Annotated in this window: 15 protein-coding genes; 8 read left to right on the top strand and 7 right to left on the bottom strand. The window is 67.7% G+C overall.

Going from position 1 to position 16,418, the window contains the following annotated elements; translation table 11 throughout:
- Nucleotides 1-14 precede the first annotated feature (14 nt).
- Nucleotides 15-1,331: an ATP-binding protein gene (locus JYG32_RS00450; protein WP_213264332.1), complete on the bottom strand. Its 1,317-nt coding sequence runs from the start codon at nucleotides 1,329-1,331 to the stop codon at nucleotides 15-17.
- Entirely contained in the window at nucleotides 1,315-2,040 is a 726-nt protein-coding gene (locus JYG32_RS00445; RefSeq protein ID WP_114177755.1) for a response regulator, read from the bottom strand. The genes JYG32_RS00450 and JYG32_RS00445 overlap by 17 nt, the downstream gene beginning before the upstream one ends.
- 224 nt (nucleotides 2,041-2,264) lie before the next feature.
- Between JYG32_RS00445 and JYG32_RS00440 the strand changes: the two genes are divergently transcribed.
- Nucleotides 2,265-2,813: a periplasmic heavy metal sensor gene (locus tag JYG32_RS00440; protein WP_174379897.1), complete on the top strand. Its 549-nt coding sequence runs from the start codon at nucleotides 2,265-2,267 to the stop codon at nucleotides 2,811-2,813.
- A gap of 70 nt (nucleotides 2,814-2,883) precedes the next feature.
- Here JYG32_RS00440 and JYG32_RS00435 read toward each other — a convergent pair whose 3' ends face one another.
- Nucleotides 2,884-3,579, bottom strand: a complete 696-nt coding sequence (locus JYG32_RS00435; protein WP_213264331.1) for a pirin family protein — start codon at nucleotides 3,577-3,579, stop codon at nucleotides 2,884-2,886.
- A 361-nt stretch (nucleotides 3,580-3,940) separates the two neighbouring features.
- Between JYG32_RS00435 and JYG32_RS00430 the strand changes: the two genes are divergently transcribed.
- The 4 genes from JYG32_RS00430 (at nucleotide 3,941) to JYG32_RS00415 (ending at nucleotide 7,148) form a co-directional block, all read left to right on the top strand.
- Nucleotides 3,941-4,723 carry an ABC transporter substrate-binding protein gene (locus JYG32_RS00430; protein ID WP_174382803.1) on the top strand — a complete coding sequence of 261 codons (783 nt, stop codon included), beginning with the start codon at nucleotides 3,941-3,943 and terminating at the stop codon, nucleotides 4,721-4,723.
- Nucleotides 4,724-4,950: 227 nt separating this feature from the next.
- Nucleotides 4,951-5,640 carry an ABC transporter permease gene (locus JYG32_RS00425; RefSeq protein ID WP_174382802.1) on the top strand — a complete coding sequence of 230 codons (690 nt, stop codon included), beginning with the start codon at nucleotides 4,951-4,953 and terminating at the stop codon, nucleotides 5,638-5,640.
- Entirely contained in the window at nucleotides 5,637-6,350 is a 714-nt protein-coding gene (locus JYG32_RS00420; RefSeq protein ID WP_174382801.1) for an ABC transporter permease, read from the top strand. Before JYG32_RS00425 ends, JYG32_RS00420 begins: the two co-directional genes overlap by 4 nt.
- A gap of 18 nt (nucleotides 6,351-6,368) precedes the next feature.
- Entirely contained in the window at nucleotides 6,369-7,148 is a 780-nt protein-coding gene (locus JYG32_RS00415) for an ABC transporter ATP-binding protein (protein WP_213264330.1), read from the top strand.
- 64 nt (nucleotides 7,149-7,212) lie between these two features.
- Here JYG32_RS00415 and JYG32_RS00410 read toward each other — a convergent pair whose 3' ends face one another.
- Entirely contained in the window at nucleotides 7,213-7,710 is a 498-nt protein-coding gene (locus JYG32_RS00410) for a GNAT family N-acetyltransferase (RefSeq protein ID WP_213264329.1), read from the bottom strand.
- 133 nt (nucleotides 7,711-7,843) lie between these two features.
- On the opposite strand from JYG32_RS00410, the gene JYG32_RS00405 reads away from it, so the two are divergent.
- Nucleotides 7,844-8,770 (top strand): LysR family transcriptional regulator, encoded by a 927-nt coding sequence (locus tag JYG32_RS00405; RefSeq protein ID WP_213264328.1) that lies wholly within the window; start codon nucleotides 7,844-7,846, stop codon nucleotides 8,768-8,770.
- Nucleotides 8,771-9,329: 559 nt separating this feature from the next.
- On the top strand, nucleotides 9,330-10,415 hold the full coding sequence (locus tag JYG32_RS00400) for a porin (RefSeq protein ID WP_174382797.1): 1,086 nt from the start codon (nucleotides 9,330-9,332) through the stop codon (nucleotides 10,413-10,415).
- 169 nt (nucleotides 10,416-10,584) lie between these two features.
- On the opposite strand, the gene JYG32_RS00395 is transcribed toward JYG32_RS00400, so the two are convergent.
- Entirely contained in the window at nucleotides 10,585-10,923 is a 339-nt protein-coding gene (locus JYG32_RS00395) for a P-II family nitrogen regulator (RefSeq protein ID WP_006398637.1), read from the bottom strand.
- A gap of 83 nt (nucleotides 10,924-11,006) precedes the next feature.
- Nucleotides 11,007-12,713 (bottom strand): NAD+ synthase, encoded by a 1,707-nt coding sequence (locus JYG32_RS00390; RefSeq protein ID WP_213264327.1) that lies wholly within the window; start codon nucleotides 12,711-12,713, stop codon nucleotides 11,007-11,009.
- A gap of 109 nt (nucleotides 12,714-12,822) precedes the next feature.
- On the opposite strand from JYG32_RS00390, the gene JYG32_RS00385 reads away from it, so the two are divergent.
- Nucleotides 12,823-14,001: a GNAT family N-acetyltransferase gene (locus JYG32_RS00385; protein WP_213264326.1), complete on the top strand. Its 1,179-nt coding sequence runs from the start codon at nucleotides 12,823-12,825 to the stop codon at nucleotides 13,999-14,001.
- Between the two features lie 96 nt (nucleotides 14,002-14,097).
- On the opposite strand, the gene JYG32_RS00380 is transcribed toward JYG32_RS00385, so the two are convergent.
- Nucleotides 14,098-16,356, bottom strand: coding sequence for a glycoside hydrolase family 3 C-terminal domain-containing protein (locus JYG32_RS00380; protein WP_213264325.1), 2,259 nt, complete (start codon nucleotides 16,354-16,356; stop codon nucleotides 14,098-14,100).
- Nucleotides 16,357-16,418: the final 62 nt, after the last annotated feature.

The following is a 16,418-nucleotide window of genomic DNA, read 5'->3' as shown; positions in this document are numbered from 1 at the left end:
GGCGCCGCAGCCGCTTACGCGGCCTGTGCGTGGGGTTCGTCCTTCGGCACGACCTCGAACGGGAACGTCATCGCGACGCGCAGGCCGCCTTCGGGGCGGTTGCCGATGTCGCACGCCCCGCCCAGCCTGAGCACGAGCCGCTCGACGATCGCGAGCCCGAGCCCGCTGTGGCCGTTCCCGCCGCGCGCGGGGTCGAGCCGCACGAACGGCCGCGTCGCGGCCGCGAGGTCGCGCGGCGCAATCCCGCCGCCGCTGTCGCTGACCGACAGCACATAGCCGGTCAGCGTGCGCGCCGTCTCGACGAGCACGGGCGGCGCGCCGTACGCATGCGCGTTGTCCAGCAGGTTCGACAGGATCCGGTCGAGCGTGGCTGTCGGCAGCCGGAAGCCCGGATCGGCGTCGAGCCGCGTCTGGACCGTCGGCGCATTCGGCGCGACCGCGCGATAGCTGCGTGCGATCCGCTCGCAGGCCTGATCGACCGGCACCGGCTCGCTGCGGTCGGACCCGCCGTGCGCAAACACCAGAAACTGGTCGACGATGTGCGACATCGAGTCGACGTCGCGCACGACGCCGTCGCGCAAGCGCGCGTCGTCCATCATTTCCGCGCGCAGGCGCATCCGCGCAAGCGGCGTGCGCAGGTCGTGCGCAACGCCCGCCAGCATCACCGCGCGGTCGCTCTCGGCCTGCGACACCTGTTCCACCATCTGGTTGAAGCCATGCGTGAGCTGGCGCAGCTCGCGCGGGCCGCGCTCGCGCAGCGGCGGCACCGGCTGCCCGCGGCCGAAGCGCGCGACCGCGCGCGCCAGCGAGCGCAGCGGCTGCTGCAGCTGCCAGGCCGCGAACAACGCGGCGATCACGCCGGCCGAAAAGATCGTGCCGAGCCACAACAGCATCCGGTCGAGCGAGCGCGGCGGCCGCAGCGGCTGCACCGGCACCACGATCCAGTTGCGGTCGGTCGGCTCCTTGACCCACAGCACCGGCGGATGGCCCGGCGCGCCGATCTCGACGCGCGTGCCGGGCGGCATCCGCTCGCTCACGTCGTCGCGGAACCGCTTGAGCGCCGCCGGCAGGCTCGACAGATCGCCGTTCGGCTCGTCGGCGCTGCCCGGCGTCACGAGCCGCACGCGCGACGGCAACGGCTGGTCGGGCGTGCGCTCGACGTGCTGGCGCACCGCGTCGACCAGGAACGCGGCCTCCTCGACCGCGTAACGGGTCTGCATCTGGTTGCGCTCGAGCCGCATCGCGAAAAACCACGCGAAGTGCGACAGGAGCAGGACGCCAACGACGAGCAGCGCGAGCCGCCCGAACAGCGAATCAATGGGTTTGCGCATGGGCCTCGCCGTCGGGCACGAACACGTAGCCGCGCCCGCGGACCGTCTGGATGAAGCGCGGCGTCGACGGATCCGTTTCGAGGATACGGCGCAGGCGCCACACCTGGACGTCGATGCCGCGGTCGGTGCCGTCGTACTCGGGCCCGTGCAGCAGCTCGAGCAGCCGCTCGCGCGTGAGCGTGCGCAGCGCATGGTTCACGAAGATCTTCAGCAGCGCGAATTCACTGCTCGACAGCGTGGCCGGCTTGCCGTCGACCGACAGCGTGCGCGCCTGGAAGTCGAGCATGAAGCGGCCGAACGCGAACGGCTCGCGCTGTTCGGGCGCGGCCGCCGACGGCGTCGCGCGGCGGCGGCGCAGCACGGCCTGCACGCGCGCGAGCAGTTCGCGCGGGTTGAACGGCTTGCCGAGGTAGTCGTCCGCGCCGAGCTCGAGCCCAACGATGCGGTCGACGTCGTCCGCACGCGCGGTCAGCATGATCACGGGAATGTCGTCGCCGGCCGCGCGCAACTGGCGCAGCGCGGTCAGGCCGTCCACGCCCGGCATCATCAGGTCCAGCACGATCAGGTCGGGCCGCTCGCGCTCGAGACGCTTCTCGAGCGTCGCCGCGTCGTGCAGCACGGACACTTCCATCCCCTGGCGCACGAGATAGTCGCGCAGCAGGTCTCGGAGTTCTTGGTCGTCATCGACGATGAGGATCTGGGTAGTCATGGCTTGAAGTTTACCGCGCGAGGGCGGAGTCGAAGGATGAAACAAAGGGACGAAAGGGTTACTGCGGGTTACCGCGCAAGGGAACTGTAATGCGCGGTAACCGGGCCGCCGCCCCACGTAACACCGGCCGCGGCCCGCATCGCTAACCTGCGTCTTACCGGATGCGGTACACGGCTTTCCCCGGACTGCATCGCCGGACCCTCTGGATACAAGGAGTTTCTGAAATGTATAAGAAGACTTCCCGCGTGGCCATCGCGGCCGCCACTGTGCTCGCTCTCGCATTCGGCACCGCGCATGCCGCGCAGCCCAACGACATGCCGCCGCCGGGCGGCCCCGGCATGCACGAGATGCACGGGCATGACGGCGGCCCGTTCGGCGCAATCATGAAACTGCACGACCAGTTGAAGCTCAACGCGTCGCAGGAACAGCAATGGCAGACAGCCGTCAACACGATGAAGCAGAACCGTGATGCGATGCGCAAGAGCCACGAGCAGATGCGCGAGCAGTTCAAGGCGCAGCAGAACCAGCCGATCCTCGACCTGGGCGCGATGCACGCCGCGCGCCAGCAGGCCGAGCAGCAGAACGCGCAACTGCGCGAGCAGACGTCCACCGCGTGGCTCGCGTTCTACAACGGGCTGAACGACCAGCAGAAGACCACGGTGAGCACGGCGCTCAAGCAGCAGTTCGCGCAGATGCAGCAGCGTCACGAAAAGATGAAGGAACGCTGGCAGCAGCATCGCGCGGCCAAGGGCGCGTCGGCGCCGGCGCAGTAAGCCGGCAAGCCGCTCCGCGGAGCGGCACCGAAGGGGACGCGGGCCGATGCCCGCGTCCCCTTTTTTCGTTTCACGCGACGTCGAACAGCAGCACCTCGGCCGCCCGGCCGCGCGCGAACGTGACCGCGTCCACGCCGCCGATGCCCGCGCCATCGCCCGCCGCCAGCGCGCGGCCGTTGATCTCCACGTCGCCGCGTGCCACATGCGCGTAGACGCGGCGGCCGGCCGGCACGTCGAATGTCGCCCGCTCGTCCCCGTCGATCCATCCCGCGAAGATTCGTGCATCCGCGTGCACCGGCAGCGAGCCGTCGCCGCCGTCCGGCGACGCGACGAGCCGCAGCCGGCCGCGCCGGTCGTCGTCGGCGAAGCGCGTATGCACATAGCCGGGCCGGCCGCCCGGCCCGGCCGGCGCGAGCCAGATCCGCAGCAGGCGCAGCGGCTGGTCGCGCGACGCGTTGGTTTCGCTCAGCATGATGCCCGCGCCGGCGCTCGTGCGCTGCACGCCGCCCGCGCGGACGATCGCGCCGCTGCCGAGGCTGTCGCGGTACGCAAGCGCGCCGTCGAGCACGTAGGTGACGATTTCCGCGTCGCGATACGAACGCATGCCGAAGCCGCGGGTCGGCGCGATGCACTCCTCGTTCAGTTCGCGCAGCGCGCCGAACGCGATCGCGCCGCCACGGCCGGCGGCGCGGGGAAAGCTGTGATGGGATTCGTGCCAGCCGTGGCTGCGCTGGTCGCGATCGGCGGCGCGACGAATCTGGAACATGGGGCGGCACTCCGTTAGACACGTTGTTTCTGGTGTGTCCCAACTGTAAGGTTGCGCCGACCGCGCCACAATCCATCGACCGCGCACCGGATCGTTGCATCCACGACTGCAATTGATGCAATACACGTTGCGAATACCGTGATTACCGCAACAGCCGAATCGAAGAATCGATCGATCGCGCCGGATTGCCGTTTTCCGGGTATCGCGTTCGGGTAAAATACCGCCCTTTTGGCGTTCGCCCGTGCGGCGGCCGCCGTCGCCAGAACGCCGATCGGCGAATTTTGGCCGTCTAGAATACGCCGCGACACCCGGTCCGACCGGCCGCGCGCGCGCCCGGAAAGTCAGCAACAAAAGGATGGAAATGAAGAAGGCCGCCCTGTGCGCCGCCCTCGCCCTCGTGGCGGGCAGCGCCTTCGCGAAGGAGTGGAAGACCGTGCGGATCGGCGTCGATGCCAGCTACCCGCCGTTCGAGTCGACCGCGCCGAGCGGCGAGATCGTCGGTTTCGACGTCGATCTCACCAAGGAAATCTGCAAGCGAATCAACGTGAAATGCGTGTGGGTGGCGCAGGATCTCGACGGGATCATCCCGGCGCTGAAGGCGAAGAAGTACGACGTCATCGTGTCGTCGCTGACCGTCACGGACAAGCGCCGCGAGCAGATCGACTTCTCCGACAAGGTGTACGACGCACCGGCGCGGATGATCGCGAAGACCGGCTCGCCGCTGCTGCCGACGGTCGCGTCGCTCAAGGGCAAGCGTGTCGGCGTCGAGCAGGGCTCGACGCAGGAAACCTACGCGAAGGCGTACTGGGAACCGCAGGGCGTGACGATCATTCCTTACCAGAACCAGGACCAGGTCTATGCCGATCTCGGCTCGGGCCGCCTCGACGCGACGCTGCAGGACGAACTGCAGGCCGACTACGGCTTCCTGCGCACGCCGCGCGGCAAGGGCTTCGCGTTCGCCGGGCCGGAAGTGAAGGATCCGAAGACGATCGGCGACGGCACCGCGATCGGCCTGCGCAAGGACGATACGGCCCTGAAGCTCAAGATCAACCAGGCGCTGGCCGACATGCACAAGGACGGCACGTACGACCGGCTGTCGCACAAGTATTTCTCGTTCAGCGTCTACTCGGCTGCGGCCCGCTGAGCGCCGTCAAGAAGAAGCATCGGATGCGGGGGCAGCCCCGCGTCCGGGCAGTACAGGCAGTCAACCACGCGCCGCCCGCCCCCTTGCCCGACGCTCGCGACGGGCTGGCCCGGCACCGTTGCCGGGGCGGACGGTCATGATACGTACGGGGCGTTCCGCGCAGCTTGGCGGACGCGTCTTTCGCGGCGCACCGCGTGCGCCCTCAGGGACCACACCAGGGACCACATATGTTTCTACAAGGTTACGGCCCGCTGATCCTCGCAGGCACCTGGCAAACCGTCAAACTGGCGGTGCTTTCGCTTGCGCTGTCGTTCCTGCTGGGTCTGCTCGGCGCGGGTGCGAAGCTGTCGCGCAACCGCGTGACGAACGGCGCCGGCACCGTCTACACGACGCTGATCCGCGGCGTGCCCGACCTCGTGCTGATGCTGCTGCTGTTCTACAGCCTGCAGATCTGGCTGAACATGGCGACCGACGCGCTCGGCTGGGACCAGATCGACATCGACCCGTTCCTCGCCGGCGTGCTCGTGCTCGGCTTCATCTACGGCGCGTACTTCACCGAGACGTTCCGCGGCGCGTTCCTGTCGGTGCCGCGCGGCCAGCTCGAGGCCGGCAGCGCGTACGGGATGACGAACTGGCAGGTGTTCACGCGGATCATGTTCCCGCAGATGATGCGCTTCGCGCTGCCGGGCATCGGCAACAACTGGCAGGTGCTCGTGAAGTCGACCGCGCTCGTGTCGATCATCGGCCTGGCCGACGTCGTGAAGGCGTCGCAGGACGCCGGCAAGGGCACGCTGCGGTTCTTCTTCTTCACGCTGATCGCGGGAGCGGTCTACCTCGCCATCACGACGGTCTCGAACTTCGTGCTGATGTGGCTCGAGAAGCGCTACTCGACCGGTGTCCGCAAGGCTGACCTATGATCGAACTCATCCAAGAATACTGGCGCAACTATCTCTACACCGACGGCTATCGCATCACCGGTGTCGCGATCACGCTGTGGCTGCTCGTCGTGTCGATCGGCCTCGGCTTCTGCCTGTCGGTGCCGCTCGCGGTCGCGCGCGTGTCGAAGAAGAAGTGGCTGTCGAGCGCCGTGTGGCTCTATACGTACGTGTTCCGCGGCACGCCGCTCTACGTGCAGCTGCTGCTCTGCTACACGGGCCTCTACAGCCTGCAGGCCGTGCGCGGCACGCCGATGCTCGACGCGTTCTTCCGCGACGGGATGCACTGCACGCTGCTCGCGTTCACGCTGAATACCTGCGCGTACACCACCGAGATCTTCGCGGGCGCGATCAAGGCGACGTCGTACGGCGAGATCGAGGCCGCGCGCGCGTACGGGATGACGCCGTTCACGATGTATCGCCGCGTGATCCTGCCGTCGGCGCTGCGCCGCGCGCTGCCGCTGTACAGCAACGAAGTGATCCTGATGCTGCACGCGACGACGGTCGCATTCACCGCGACCGTGCCGGACATCCTGAAGATCGCCCGCGACGTGAACTCGGCCACCTACATGTCGTTCCACGCGTTCGGCATCGCCGCCCTGCTCTATCTCGTGATCTCGTTCGCGCTCGTGTGGCTGTTCCGCCAGGCCGAGCGCCGCTGGCTCGCGTATCTGCGCCCGCAAGGCAAGTAAGTTTTCGCAGGACTATTGATGAATTCCCAGACTCAGAAGCTTTTCGTCGACGAACTGCACAAGCGGTACGGCGACAACGAGGTGCTCAAGGGCGTGTCGCTGAAGGCGAACTCGGGCGACGTGATCAGCGTGATCGGCTCGTCGGGCTCCGGCAAGAGCACGATGCTCCGCTGCATCAACTTCCTCGAACAGCCGAATGCGGGCCGCATCTTCGTCGACGGCGAGGAAGTGCGCACCGCCCTAGACAAGGCCGGCGCGCTGCGCGCGGCCGATCCGAAGCAGTTGCAGCGCGTGCGCACCAAGCTGTCGATGGTGTTCCAGCACTTCAATCTCTGGTCGCACATGAACGTGATCGAGAACGTGATGGAAGCGCCCGTCAACGTGCTCGGCATCCCGAAGAAGGAAGCCGAGGAACGTGCGCGCGCGTATCTCGAGAAGGTCGGCCTCGCACCGCGCGTCGAGAAGCAGTATCCGTCGCACCTGTCGGGCGGCCAGCAGCAGCGCGTCGCAATCGCGCGTGCGCTCGCGATGCATCCGGACGTGATGCTGTTCGACGAGCCGACATCGGCGCTCGACCCGGAACTCGTCGGCGAAGTGCTGAAGGTGATGCAGAAGCTCGCAGAGGAAGGCCGCACGATGATCGTCGTCACGCACGAGATGGGTTTCGCGCGCAATGTGTCGAACCACGTGATGTTCCTGCACCAGGGGCGCGTCGAGGAAGAAGGCGTGCCGGCCGAGGTGTTTGCCAACCCGAAGAGCGAACGCCTGCGCGGGTTCCTGTCGGGTAGCCTCAAGTAACGCACCTAACGCACGAAGTGCGAACGGGCGCCCCGCGGTTCGCCGCGCGGCGCCCGTTTTGCGTTTACGCGGCGCTCACCGGCGCGCTGTCTGCGAATGCGCGCAGTTCGTCGCCCGCGAGCCGGTAACGCACCCATTCGCTCTGCGCCGCGGCGCCGACGCTCTCGTAGAAACGGATCGCCGGCTCGTTCCAGTCGAGCACGCTCCATTCGAATCGCCCGCAGCCCGATTCGACCGCGATCCGCGCAAGCGTCTTCAGCAGCCGCAGCCCGGCGCCCGCGCCGCGAAAGCGCGGCGACACGTACAGATCCTCGAGATAGAGCCCCTGCCGCGCGAGCCACGTCGAATACGAGAAGAAATACACGGCGAAGCCGGCCGGCTCGCCGTCGACCTCGCACACCAGCGCGCGCGCCGGCGACCCTTCGCCGAACAGGCTGCGCTCGAGCGACGCGGGCGTCGCGACCACTTCGTGCTCCGCCTTCTCGTAGACGGCCAGCTCGGTAATGAAACGCAGGATCAGCGGCACGTCGGCGACGGTGGCGAAACGGATATCGATTTGCACGGGTTGAGCCCTCCTCCGGCCCGGACTTGAAACGGAAAGCGACGCCGCGCAACCGCGCTGGCGCCGATCAGACCGTCATGCTACGTTCACGCCGTGCCTGCAGGAAGTGCAGTTTCTTCATCTAGACCTGAACATGATGCATCCCGACCTGCGCCGTCTCGACCTGAACCTGTTGCTCGCGTTCGACGCGCTGTACCGCCACCGGTCGGTCGCCGCGGCCGCGCACGAGCTCGCGATGAGCCCGTCCGCGCTGAGCCACGCGCTCGCGCGGCTGCGCGACGCGATCGGCGACGCGCTGTTCGTGCGCCTCGGCAACGAGATGCAGCCGACCGTGCGCGCCGACGACATCGCCACGTGGGCCGGCGACGCGCTCGACACGATGTCGAAAGGGCTCGCCCGCGCGCGCCGCTTCGATCCCGCGCAAAGCGATCGCACGTTCGTGTTCGCCGCGACCGACTACACGGCGTTCGCGGTACTGCCGGCGTTTCTGGCGCGCATCCAGCACGTCGCGCCGCAGTTGCGGATCCGCGTCGTGCATTCCGACCGGAAGATTTCCGTCGACGAACTGGCGGCCGGCCGCATCGATTTCGCGCTCGGCTATCACGAGGAATCGACGGCCGACGCGCCGGGCATCGAGGATTTCGACTGGCTCTCCGACGACTACGTCGTGATCGCGAGCGCCGCGCATCCGGACATCCGCCGGCGGCTGACGTTCGACCAGTACCTGGCGGCACGCCACGTGGTCGTCACGCCGTGGAACGAATCGCGCGGCGTCGTCGACTACGTGCTCGACCGGCTCGGCCTCGCGCGGCAGGTGGCCGTGCAGTTGCCGACCGTGCTCGCCGCGCCGTTCGTGATCGCGGAATCCGCACTCCTGATGACCGTGCCGAACCGCGCCGCGCAGGCGCTGCGGCACGCGGCGCCGATCCGCATCTTCCCCGCGCCGTTCGAGATCCCGCGCTACACGGTGAAGGTCTACTCGCACGCAAAGCACGCGCGCACCGATGCGCACCGCTGGATTCGCGCGCAACTGCTCGACGCACGGCCGGGCCCCGGCTGAACTCGACGCGCCGCAGCCGCACGCGCCTTGCGCGACGGGCGTTGCAGGCATTGGACAGCGGCATTCGGCGGCCGCCAATTCATTACGAAATACTTACCAATTTCGCCTCTTCCGCGCTTACGCCCACGCCCCGGCAACGTCAATAGTGGCAATCCTTGACCCATGTTCGCGGAATTCATGTCTCCCTTGCGGGACAAGGGTTTTCCGGTAGTTGCGAACCCTTGGGGCACCTGTTGCGCACTGTGTTGCATGGCAATTTGGCGACAGGTGTTAGTCAAACAACGATTTCCATCGCCACAAAATTGTATTTTTGCTAAATTAGTAACCAAAGTAGCAAAACGAAGTTCGTGAAATGTAGTTTAGCTTCACGACACTACAAGGAGACCCCGCAGGCCGACCCGGCTGCGCGGGATCGCTCAACGGTTTTCCGTCTGCTTGCCCGCGTGCCGCGCTTACCGGCCCTGCACGAGGTCTCCCTGGTTATCCCGCTTTTGCCCGGCGCTCGCGCTCCGGGCATCTTGTGCAGTCTGGGTTGACTTTTTGACAGGGTATGGAGGAGATGATGAAGAAAGCTTTGGTCGCGGCCGCGCTGATGGCTGCTGGGGTGGTGACGGCGCACGCGCAGAGCAGCGTCACGCTGTATGGCCGCCTGGATGCAGGCATCGAGTACCTGAACGGCCTGCAAAACGGCCACCAAGTGCGCGCGGAAAGCGGCGACTGGGGCACCAGCCTGTGGGGCTTGAAGGGCAGCGAGGACATCGGCGGCGGCAACAAGGTCCTGTTCCACCTCGAAGGTGCGTTCAACACGATGACCGGCGGTCTCGGCACGTCCGGCTCGATCTGGGATCGTTTTGCGACGGTCGGCATCTCGAACGACCGCTACGGTACGCTGCTGTTGGGTCGTGAGCTCGCGATCGCCAACGGCGTGTGGGACTTCGACCCGTTCGGCCAGTCGGCCTGGTCGACCGCATCGCTCGTCCGCGGCCGCAACTGGAACAAGACCAGCAACAACGTTTCGTACCAGTCGCCGCAGTTCTACGGCCTCGACTTCTACGGCCAGTTCTCGTTCTCGAACTCGACCAGCTTCAACGGCAACACGACAGCCGGCCAACCGGGCCGTGCAATGGGCGGTCAGGTCACCTATACGAACTCGCTGTTCCAGTTGCGTGGCATCTACGACGAAACGCGCGACAGCAACGGCCGCTTCTCGGACGTGTTCAACTACTCGCGTGAATACTTCGCGGGCGTGAACGTGTTCCTCGGCCAGTTCAAGGTGCAGGCGGCATACCAGGCATCGCGCGCGGACGGCAGCGGCGGCCCGGCCGTGAACGCCGGCGTGACCGGCACCCAGCAGGTCTGGGGCGGCGTGACGTGGCAGGCAACACCGGCAGCGGCGCTGATCGCGGCCGTGTATCACGTGAACGCAAACCACGGCGGCGGCAACGCGAACATCTACACGGTCGGCGGTTCGTACAACATCTCGAAGCGCACGCTGTTCGATCTGCAGGTCGCAACGGTGCGCAACAGCAAGAACGCGAACTTCGGCCTGAACGCGAACGGTGCAGGTACGGCCGTGTCGACGGGCAACCCGAACCCGGGCGGCAGCCAGACCGGCGTCTACGCCGGCATCCAGCACCTGTTCTGATCAGGCGCCGTCCAGAGAACGATTCGGCAACACTTTCCACGCTGCTGCGAGAGGCGCGTATCGGTGCGGTACCCTACCGGGTATCGCACCGTTTTTTATTGGCGGGCCGGCTTCGGGCCTGTTCACGCTAATGACGGGCCCTGACGCGGCCCACTGACGAATGCACCGCTCAGACGGCCGCTTCGTTCTCTTCGCCGGTGCGGATGCGGATCACGCGTTCGACGTCCGACACGAAGATCTTGCCGTCGCCGATCTTGCCGGTGCGCGCCGCACCGATCACCGCGTCGATCACCTGGTCGACCTGCGCTTCCGCGACGACCACCTCGATCTTCATCTTCGGCAGGAAGTCGACGACGTATTCGGCGCCGCGATACAGCTCGGTATGCCCCTTCTGGCGGCCGAAGCCCTTCACTTCCGTCACGGTCAGGCCCGTGAGACCCACTTCGGCGAGCGCTTCGCGGACTTCGTCCAGCTTGAACGGCTTGATGATGGCGGTGATGCGTTTCATGGTGGTTGTCCCCCAATGCTCGTTTGGATGAAAAATCGCGATCCCGATTGTAAGCCGGCGAGCCGCGCACGGCTCGACACGCCTCAATCGAGACGCTCGGTAAAGCGTGACGTGATCGGATAGCGCCAGTCGCGCCCGAATGCGCGATGCGTGACGCGGATGCCGATCGGCGCCTGGCGACGCTTGTATTCGTTGATCTTGATGAGCCGCGTCACGCGTTCGACGTCGGCCTGCGCATAGCCGGCTGCGACGATCTCGGCGAGCGGCCGGTCTTCTTCCATGTACATCCGCATGATCGCGTCGAGCACGTCGTACGGCGGCAGGCTGTCCTGGTCGGTCTGGTTCTCGCGCAGCTCGGCCGACGGCGCGCGCGTCAGGATCCGCTCGGGGATCACGTCGCGCAGCGGGTAGTCGGCCGCTTCGTTGCGATAGCGGCAGAGCCGGTACACGAGCGTCTTCGCGATGTCCTTGATCACCGCGAAACCGCCGGCCATGTCGCCGTACAGCGTGCAGTAGCCGACCGCCATCTCGCTCTTGTTGCCGGTCGTCAGCACGATCGAGCCGAACTTGTTCGACAGCGCCATCAGCAGCGTGCCGCGAATGCGCGCCTGGATGTTCTCCTCGGTCGCGTCTTCCGCGAGGCCCGCGAACTCGCCTGCGAGCGACGTGCGGAACGCGTCGAACATCGGTGCGATCGCGATCTCGTCGTAGCGCACGCCGACGCGCCGCGCCATCTCTGCCGCATCGGTGGTCGAGATGTTGGCCGTGAAGCGCGACGGCATCATCACCGCGCGCACGCGCTCGGGCCCGAGCGCATCGCACGCGACGGCCAGCACCAGCGCCGAGTCGACGCCGCCCGACAGCCCGATGAGCACGCCGGGAAACCCGTTCTTGCCGATGTAGTCGCGCACGCCCGTCACGAGCGCGCGGTACACCTGCGCATCCGTCGACAGCTCGGGCGCGAGCGCGCCGGGCAGCGGCCGCGCGCCGTCGAATTCGACGATCGCGTGCCCTTCGTCAAACTGCGGCATCTTCGCGACGAGCGCGCCCTGCGCGTCGAGCACGAACGAGCCGCCGTCGAACACGAGCTCGTCCTGGCCGCCGACGAGGTTCACGTACACCATCGGCAGCCCGGTCTCGCGGATCCGCGCGCGCAGGATATCGATGCGCACCGCTTCCTTGTTCATGTGGTACGGCGAGCCGTTCGGGATCAGCAGCACCTGCGCGCCGGCCGCCTTCGCGATCTGCGCGGCCGATGCGTGCCACGCGTCCTCGCAGATGATCACGCCGTATTTCACGCCGTTCAGCTCGAACACGAGCGGCTCGGCGTCCGTCGCGAAATAGCGCTTCTCGTCGAACACCTCGGCGTTGGGCAGATCCTGCTTGCGGTAGGTGCCGGCGATCTCGCCGCCGACGATCAGCGACACCGCGTTGAAGGTGTCGGTGGGCGGCACGCCGCGCTCGATCGGGCGGTTTGCATTACCATCGACGGCTGGCGCGAGCGGATCGCCGCCCGCGCCGCGCAACGGATGGCCGACCAGCACCGCGAGCCCGTCGAACGCCTTCAGCGCGTCGGCGAGCGCGTCGAGCGCGGCGGCGGCGGCCGCGTAGAACGCGGGCCGCAGCAGCAGGTCTTCCGGCGGATAGCCGGACAGCGCGAGTTCGGGCGCGACCATCAATTGCGCACCATCGTTGTGCGCGGCGCGCGCGGCCGCGACGATCCGCGCGACGTTGCCGGCGAAATCGCCGACGGTGACGTTGATCTGGGCGAGAGCGAGTCGGGTCTTCATGACGGGATCGGCGCAGCCCGGCGGCGCGCCCTGAACGGCTGACGAAATCGACCCGGGTGCGGGCCATGGCGGCACGCATCCGGCAACATCCAACGGTACGGATTCACGCTTGAAACACGAACGCATCGATTATCGCACGGGCATCCTGTCGTCCCCCGCGGAGGTGCCGGCCGACGAATGGAACGCGCTGCTCGCGCGCGACGCGCAGCCGACGCCGTTCCTGCGCCACGAATTCCTCGACGCGCTGCACGTCGCGCGCTGCGCGGTCGACGATACCGGCTGGTCGCCGCACTTCGTCACGCTGACCGACGCGAACACCGGCCGCCTCGCCGCCGCCGCGCCCGTCTACGCGAAGCAGCATTCGTACGGCGAATACGTATTCGACTGGGCGTGGGCCGACGCGTACCAGCGCAACGACCTGCCCTACTACCCGAAGCTGCTGTGCGCGGTGCCGTTCACGCCCGTGCAGGGCACGCGCCTGCTCGCGGCCGACGACGACGCGCGCCGCCGGCTCGCGGCCACGCTGATCGCGTTCGCCGAGCAGAGCGACGTGTCGTCGCTGCACGTGCTGTTCCCGACCGGCGACGAAGCGCGACTCCTCGAATCGATGGGGATGATGCTGCGCGAAGGCGTGCAGTTCCACTGGATCAACGACGGCTACCGCCACTTCGACGATTTCCTCGGCACGCTCGAGCAGAAGAAGCGCAAGAACATCCGCGCGGAGCGGCGCAAGGTGCACGACGCGGGCGTGACGTTCCGGCGGCTCACCGGCGACCGGATCACCGACGCCGACTGGCGCTTCTTCTCGCGCTGCTACCGGCAGACCTACCGCGAACACTATTCGAGCCCGTACCTGAACCTCGACTTCTTCCGCACGATCGGCGCGACGATGCCCGAGAACCTGCTGCTCGTGATCGCGGAAGCCGACGGCCAGCCGATCGCGAGCGCGCTCGCCATCTACCGGCGCGGCGAGCACGGCGGCGGCACGCTGTACGGCCGCTACTGGGGCGCGCTCGAGCACGTGCCCTGCCTGCATTTCGAAACGGCCTACTACCAGTTGCTCGAATTCTGCATCGAGGCCGGGCTCGACACGTTCGAAGGCGGCGCGCAGGGCGAGCACAAGCTCGCGCGCGGCTTCCTGCCGACCGTCACGCACTCCGCGCACTGGCTCGCGCACCCGGCGTTCTCGGATGCGGTCGCGCGCTTTCTCGAACGCGAGACCGAGCATATCCACGCGTACGTCGACGAATTGCGCGAACACGATCCGTTCCGGCACAGCACCAAGTAGCGCGAGACGGCTCGTGCGCCGGCCCGCATCGGGCAAATCCGGCGCCGGGTAGGCCGAGGTGTCGCCCCCGGCCTGCCCGACGCATGACGCGGCCGGTCAGCGCGCCGTGAGCGACACCGCCTGCGACAGCCCCTGCGGATCGCGCGACGACGCGGCGGCCGTGAGCGTGTAGCTGCCTGCGCTCACCCGCCATGCATGCGTGCTCACGTCCCAGGTCGCAAAGCGCTGCGCCGGCACCGCGACGCTGACCGTGCGCGCTTCGCCCGGCTGCAGCGCGACCTTGATCCAGCCGACGAGCCGCTTCGGCGGCTCGCCGAGCGATGCGGGCAGCGCCGCGTAGATCTGCACCGTTTGCGCGCCGGCCCGCGCGCCCGTGTTCGTGACGGTCGCACCGACCGTCACGTTGCCCGATGCGTCGGCCTGCGCGGTCATCCCGGAAAGCGCATACGTCGTGTACGACAGCCCATAGCCGAACGGGAACAGCGGCTCGATCGCCTTCGCGTCGAACCAGCGGTAGCCGTACGCGAGCCCTTCCGCATAGACCGATTGCTGGCTCGCCGGGTCGATCGTCGGCTGAGGCAGGTCGGCCTCCTGCTTCGGGAACGTCAGCGGCAGCCGGCCCGACGGGTTCGCGTCGCCGAACAGCAGGTCCGCGATCGCCTGGCCGCCCTGCACGCCCGGATACCACGCGTCGAGCACGCCGTGCACGTTCGCGAGCCACGGCATCAGTACGGGGCTGCCGTTCTCGAGCACGACGATCACGCGCTTCGCCTTCGCCGCGACCGCGGCGATCAGCGCGTTCTGGTCGTATTGCTGGTTGTACGGATCGGCCTTCGCATCGGGCAGCGACAGGCTCGCCAGGTCGAGCCCTTCCGTCTGCCACTGCGTCGCGAACACGATCGCGACATCGGCCTGCGAGGCCGCGGTCGCGGCGGCGTTCGCGTCCGTCCCGTCGAGATAGCTGACCGACGCGTTCGGCGCCTTCGCGCGGATCGCCGCGAGCGGCGCGGACTTGTACCAGGTCGCGCAGCCGCCGAACAGCATGTCGGCCGGCTGCCGGCAGGTCGTCACCGCGTTGCCGTCGATCGCCGGCACCGCGCCCGAGCCGCCGCCCGACAGCACGCCCGCGTCCGCATGCCCGCCGATCACGACAACCGACTTGAGCGCGCCGGCCGCCAGCGGCAGCACGGGCTGCGCATCGCCGGGCGCGGCCGCGTTCTTCAGCAGCACCGCGGATTGCCGTGCGATCGCAAGCGCATCGGCGTTGCCCGCGGCTTCGTCGATCGCACCGCCCGCCTTCGGCGGCGCGTCCATCACGCCGATGCGGATCAGCGTGCGCAGCTTGCGCTGCACCATGTCGTTCAGCCGCGCGACCGACACGCTGCCGGCCTGCAGCGCCGCACGCAGCTTCGTATTGAAGTACGAGCCGAGCGGCGCGTTGCCGTCGTCGGCCGCGCCCGGCTGTTCCTCGTCGAGCCCCGCCTGCACGGCCGCGACCGTCGAATGCGTCGCGCCCCAGTCCGACTGCACGACGCCCTTGAAGCCCCACTCGTTCTTCAGCACCGTCGTCAGCAGATACGGGCTCTCGCACGCATACACGCCGTTCAGCTTGTTGTACGAGCACATCACGTTGCCCGGCTGGCCGTCCTTCACGCCGATCTCGAACGCGAGCAGTTCGGCCTCGCGCATGGTCCGCTCGTCGACGACCGAATCGATCGTCATCCGGTTGGTTTCCTGGTCGTTGAACGCGAAATGCTTGATCGTCGCGATCACCTTCTGCGCCTGCGTCCCCTGCGTGCGTGCGGCGCTCAGCGTGCCCGCGAGCACCGGATCCTCGCCCATGTATTCGAACGTGCGGCCGTTGCGCGGCTCGCGCGCGAGGTTCACGCCGCCGCCGAGCCCTTCCGCGAAACCGAGCGCGCGCAATTCGAGCGCGATGCGCGTGCCGTAGGTGCCCGCGAGCGCCGGATCCCACGTCGCCGCGAGCGCGACCGGCGCGGGCAGCGCGGTCACGCGCGCGTTCTTCACGTTCACGCCGCCCGCCGAATCGGCGCTGCTGACGCCCGGAATGCCGAGCCGCGGCACGCCCGGAATGTAGCTCGCGCCGTTCAGCGCGCCGGCCGGAAACGGGCCGCCCAGGTCGAGCGCGGGCATGCCCGTGCCGTGCACGAGCTGCAGCTTTTCGTCGGTCGTCAATTGCGCGACGATCGCGGCCGCACGCTGGTCGGCCGCGGCATCGGCGTCGGCCGGCGCGGCCGGGCCCGCATGAATGTCGTCGCCGCCGCACGACGCGAGCAGCGCCGTGAGCGCGCACGCGGACGCGATCGTCGAATACCGGAACAGCGAAGTTTTCATTGATCCTCCTGAATCGATCTGTTGTACTGGTCGCCACACTCCAGCGTCCGAGTCTAAAAATC

This window comes from Burkholderia pyrrocinia (assembly GCF_018417535.1).
GTDB classification, from domain to species: Bacteria; Pseudomonadota; Gammaproteobacteria; order Burkholderiales; family Burkholderiaceae; genus Burkholderia; species Burkholderia pyrrocinia_E.
This window is presented reverse-complemented; position numbering and strand designations above follow the sequence as displayed.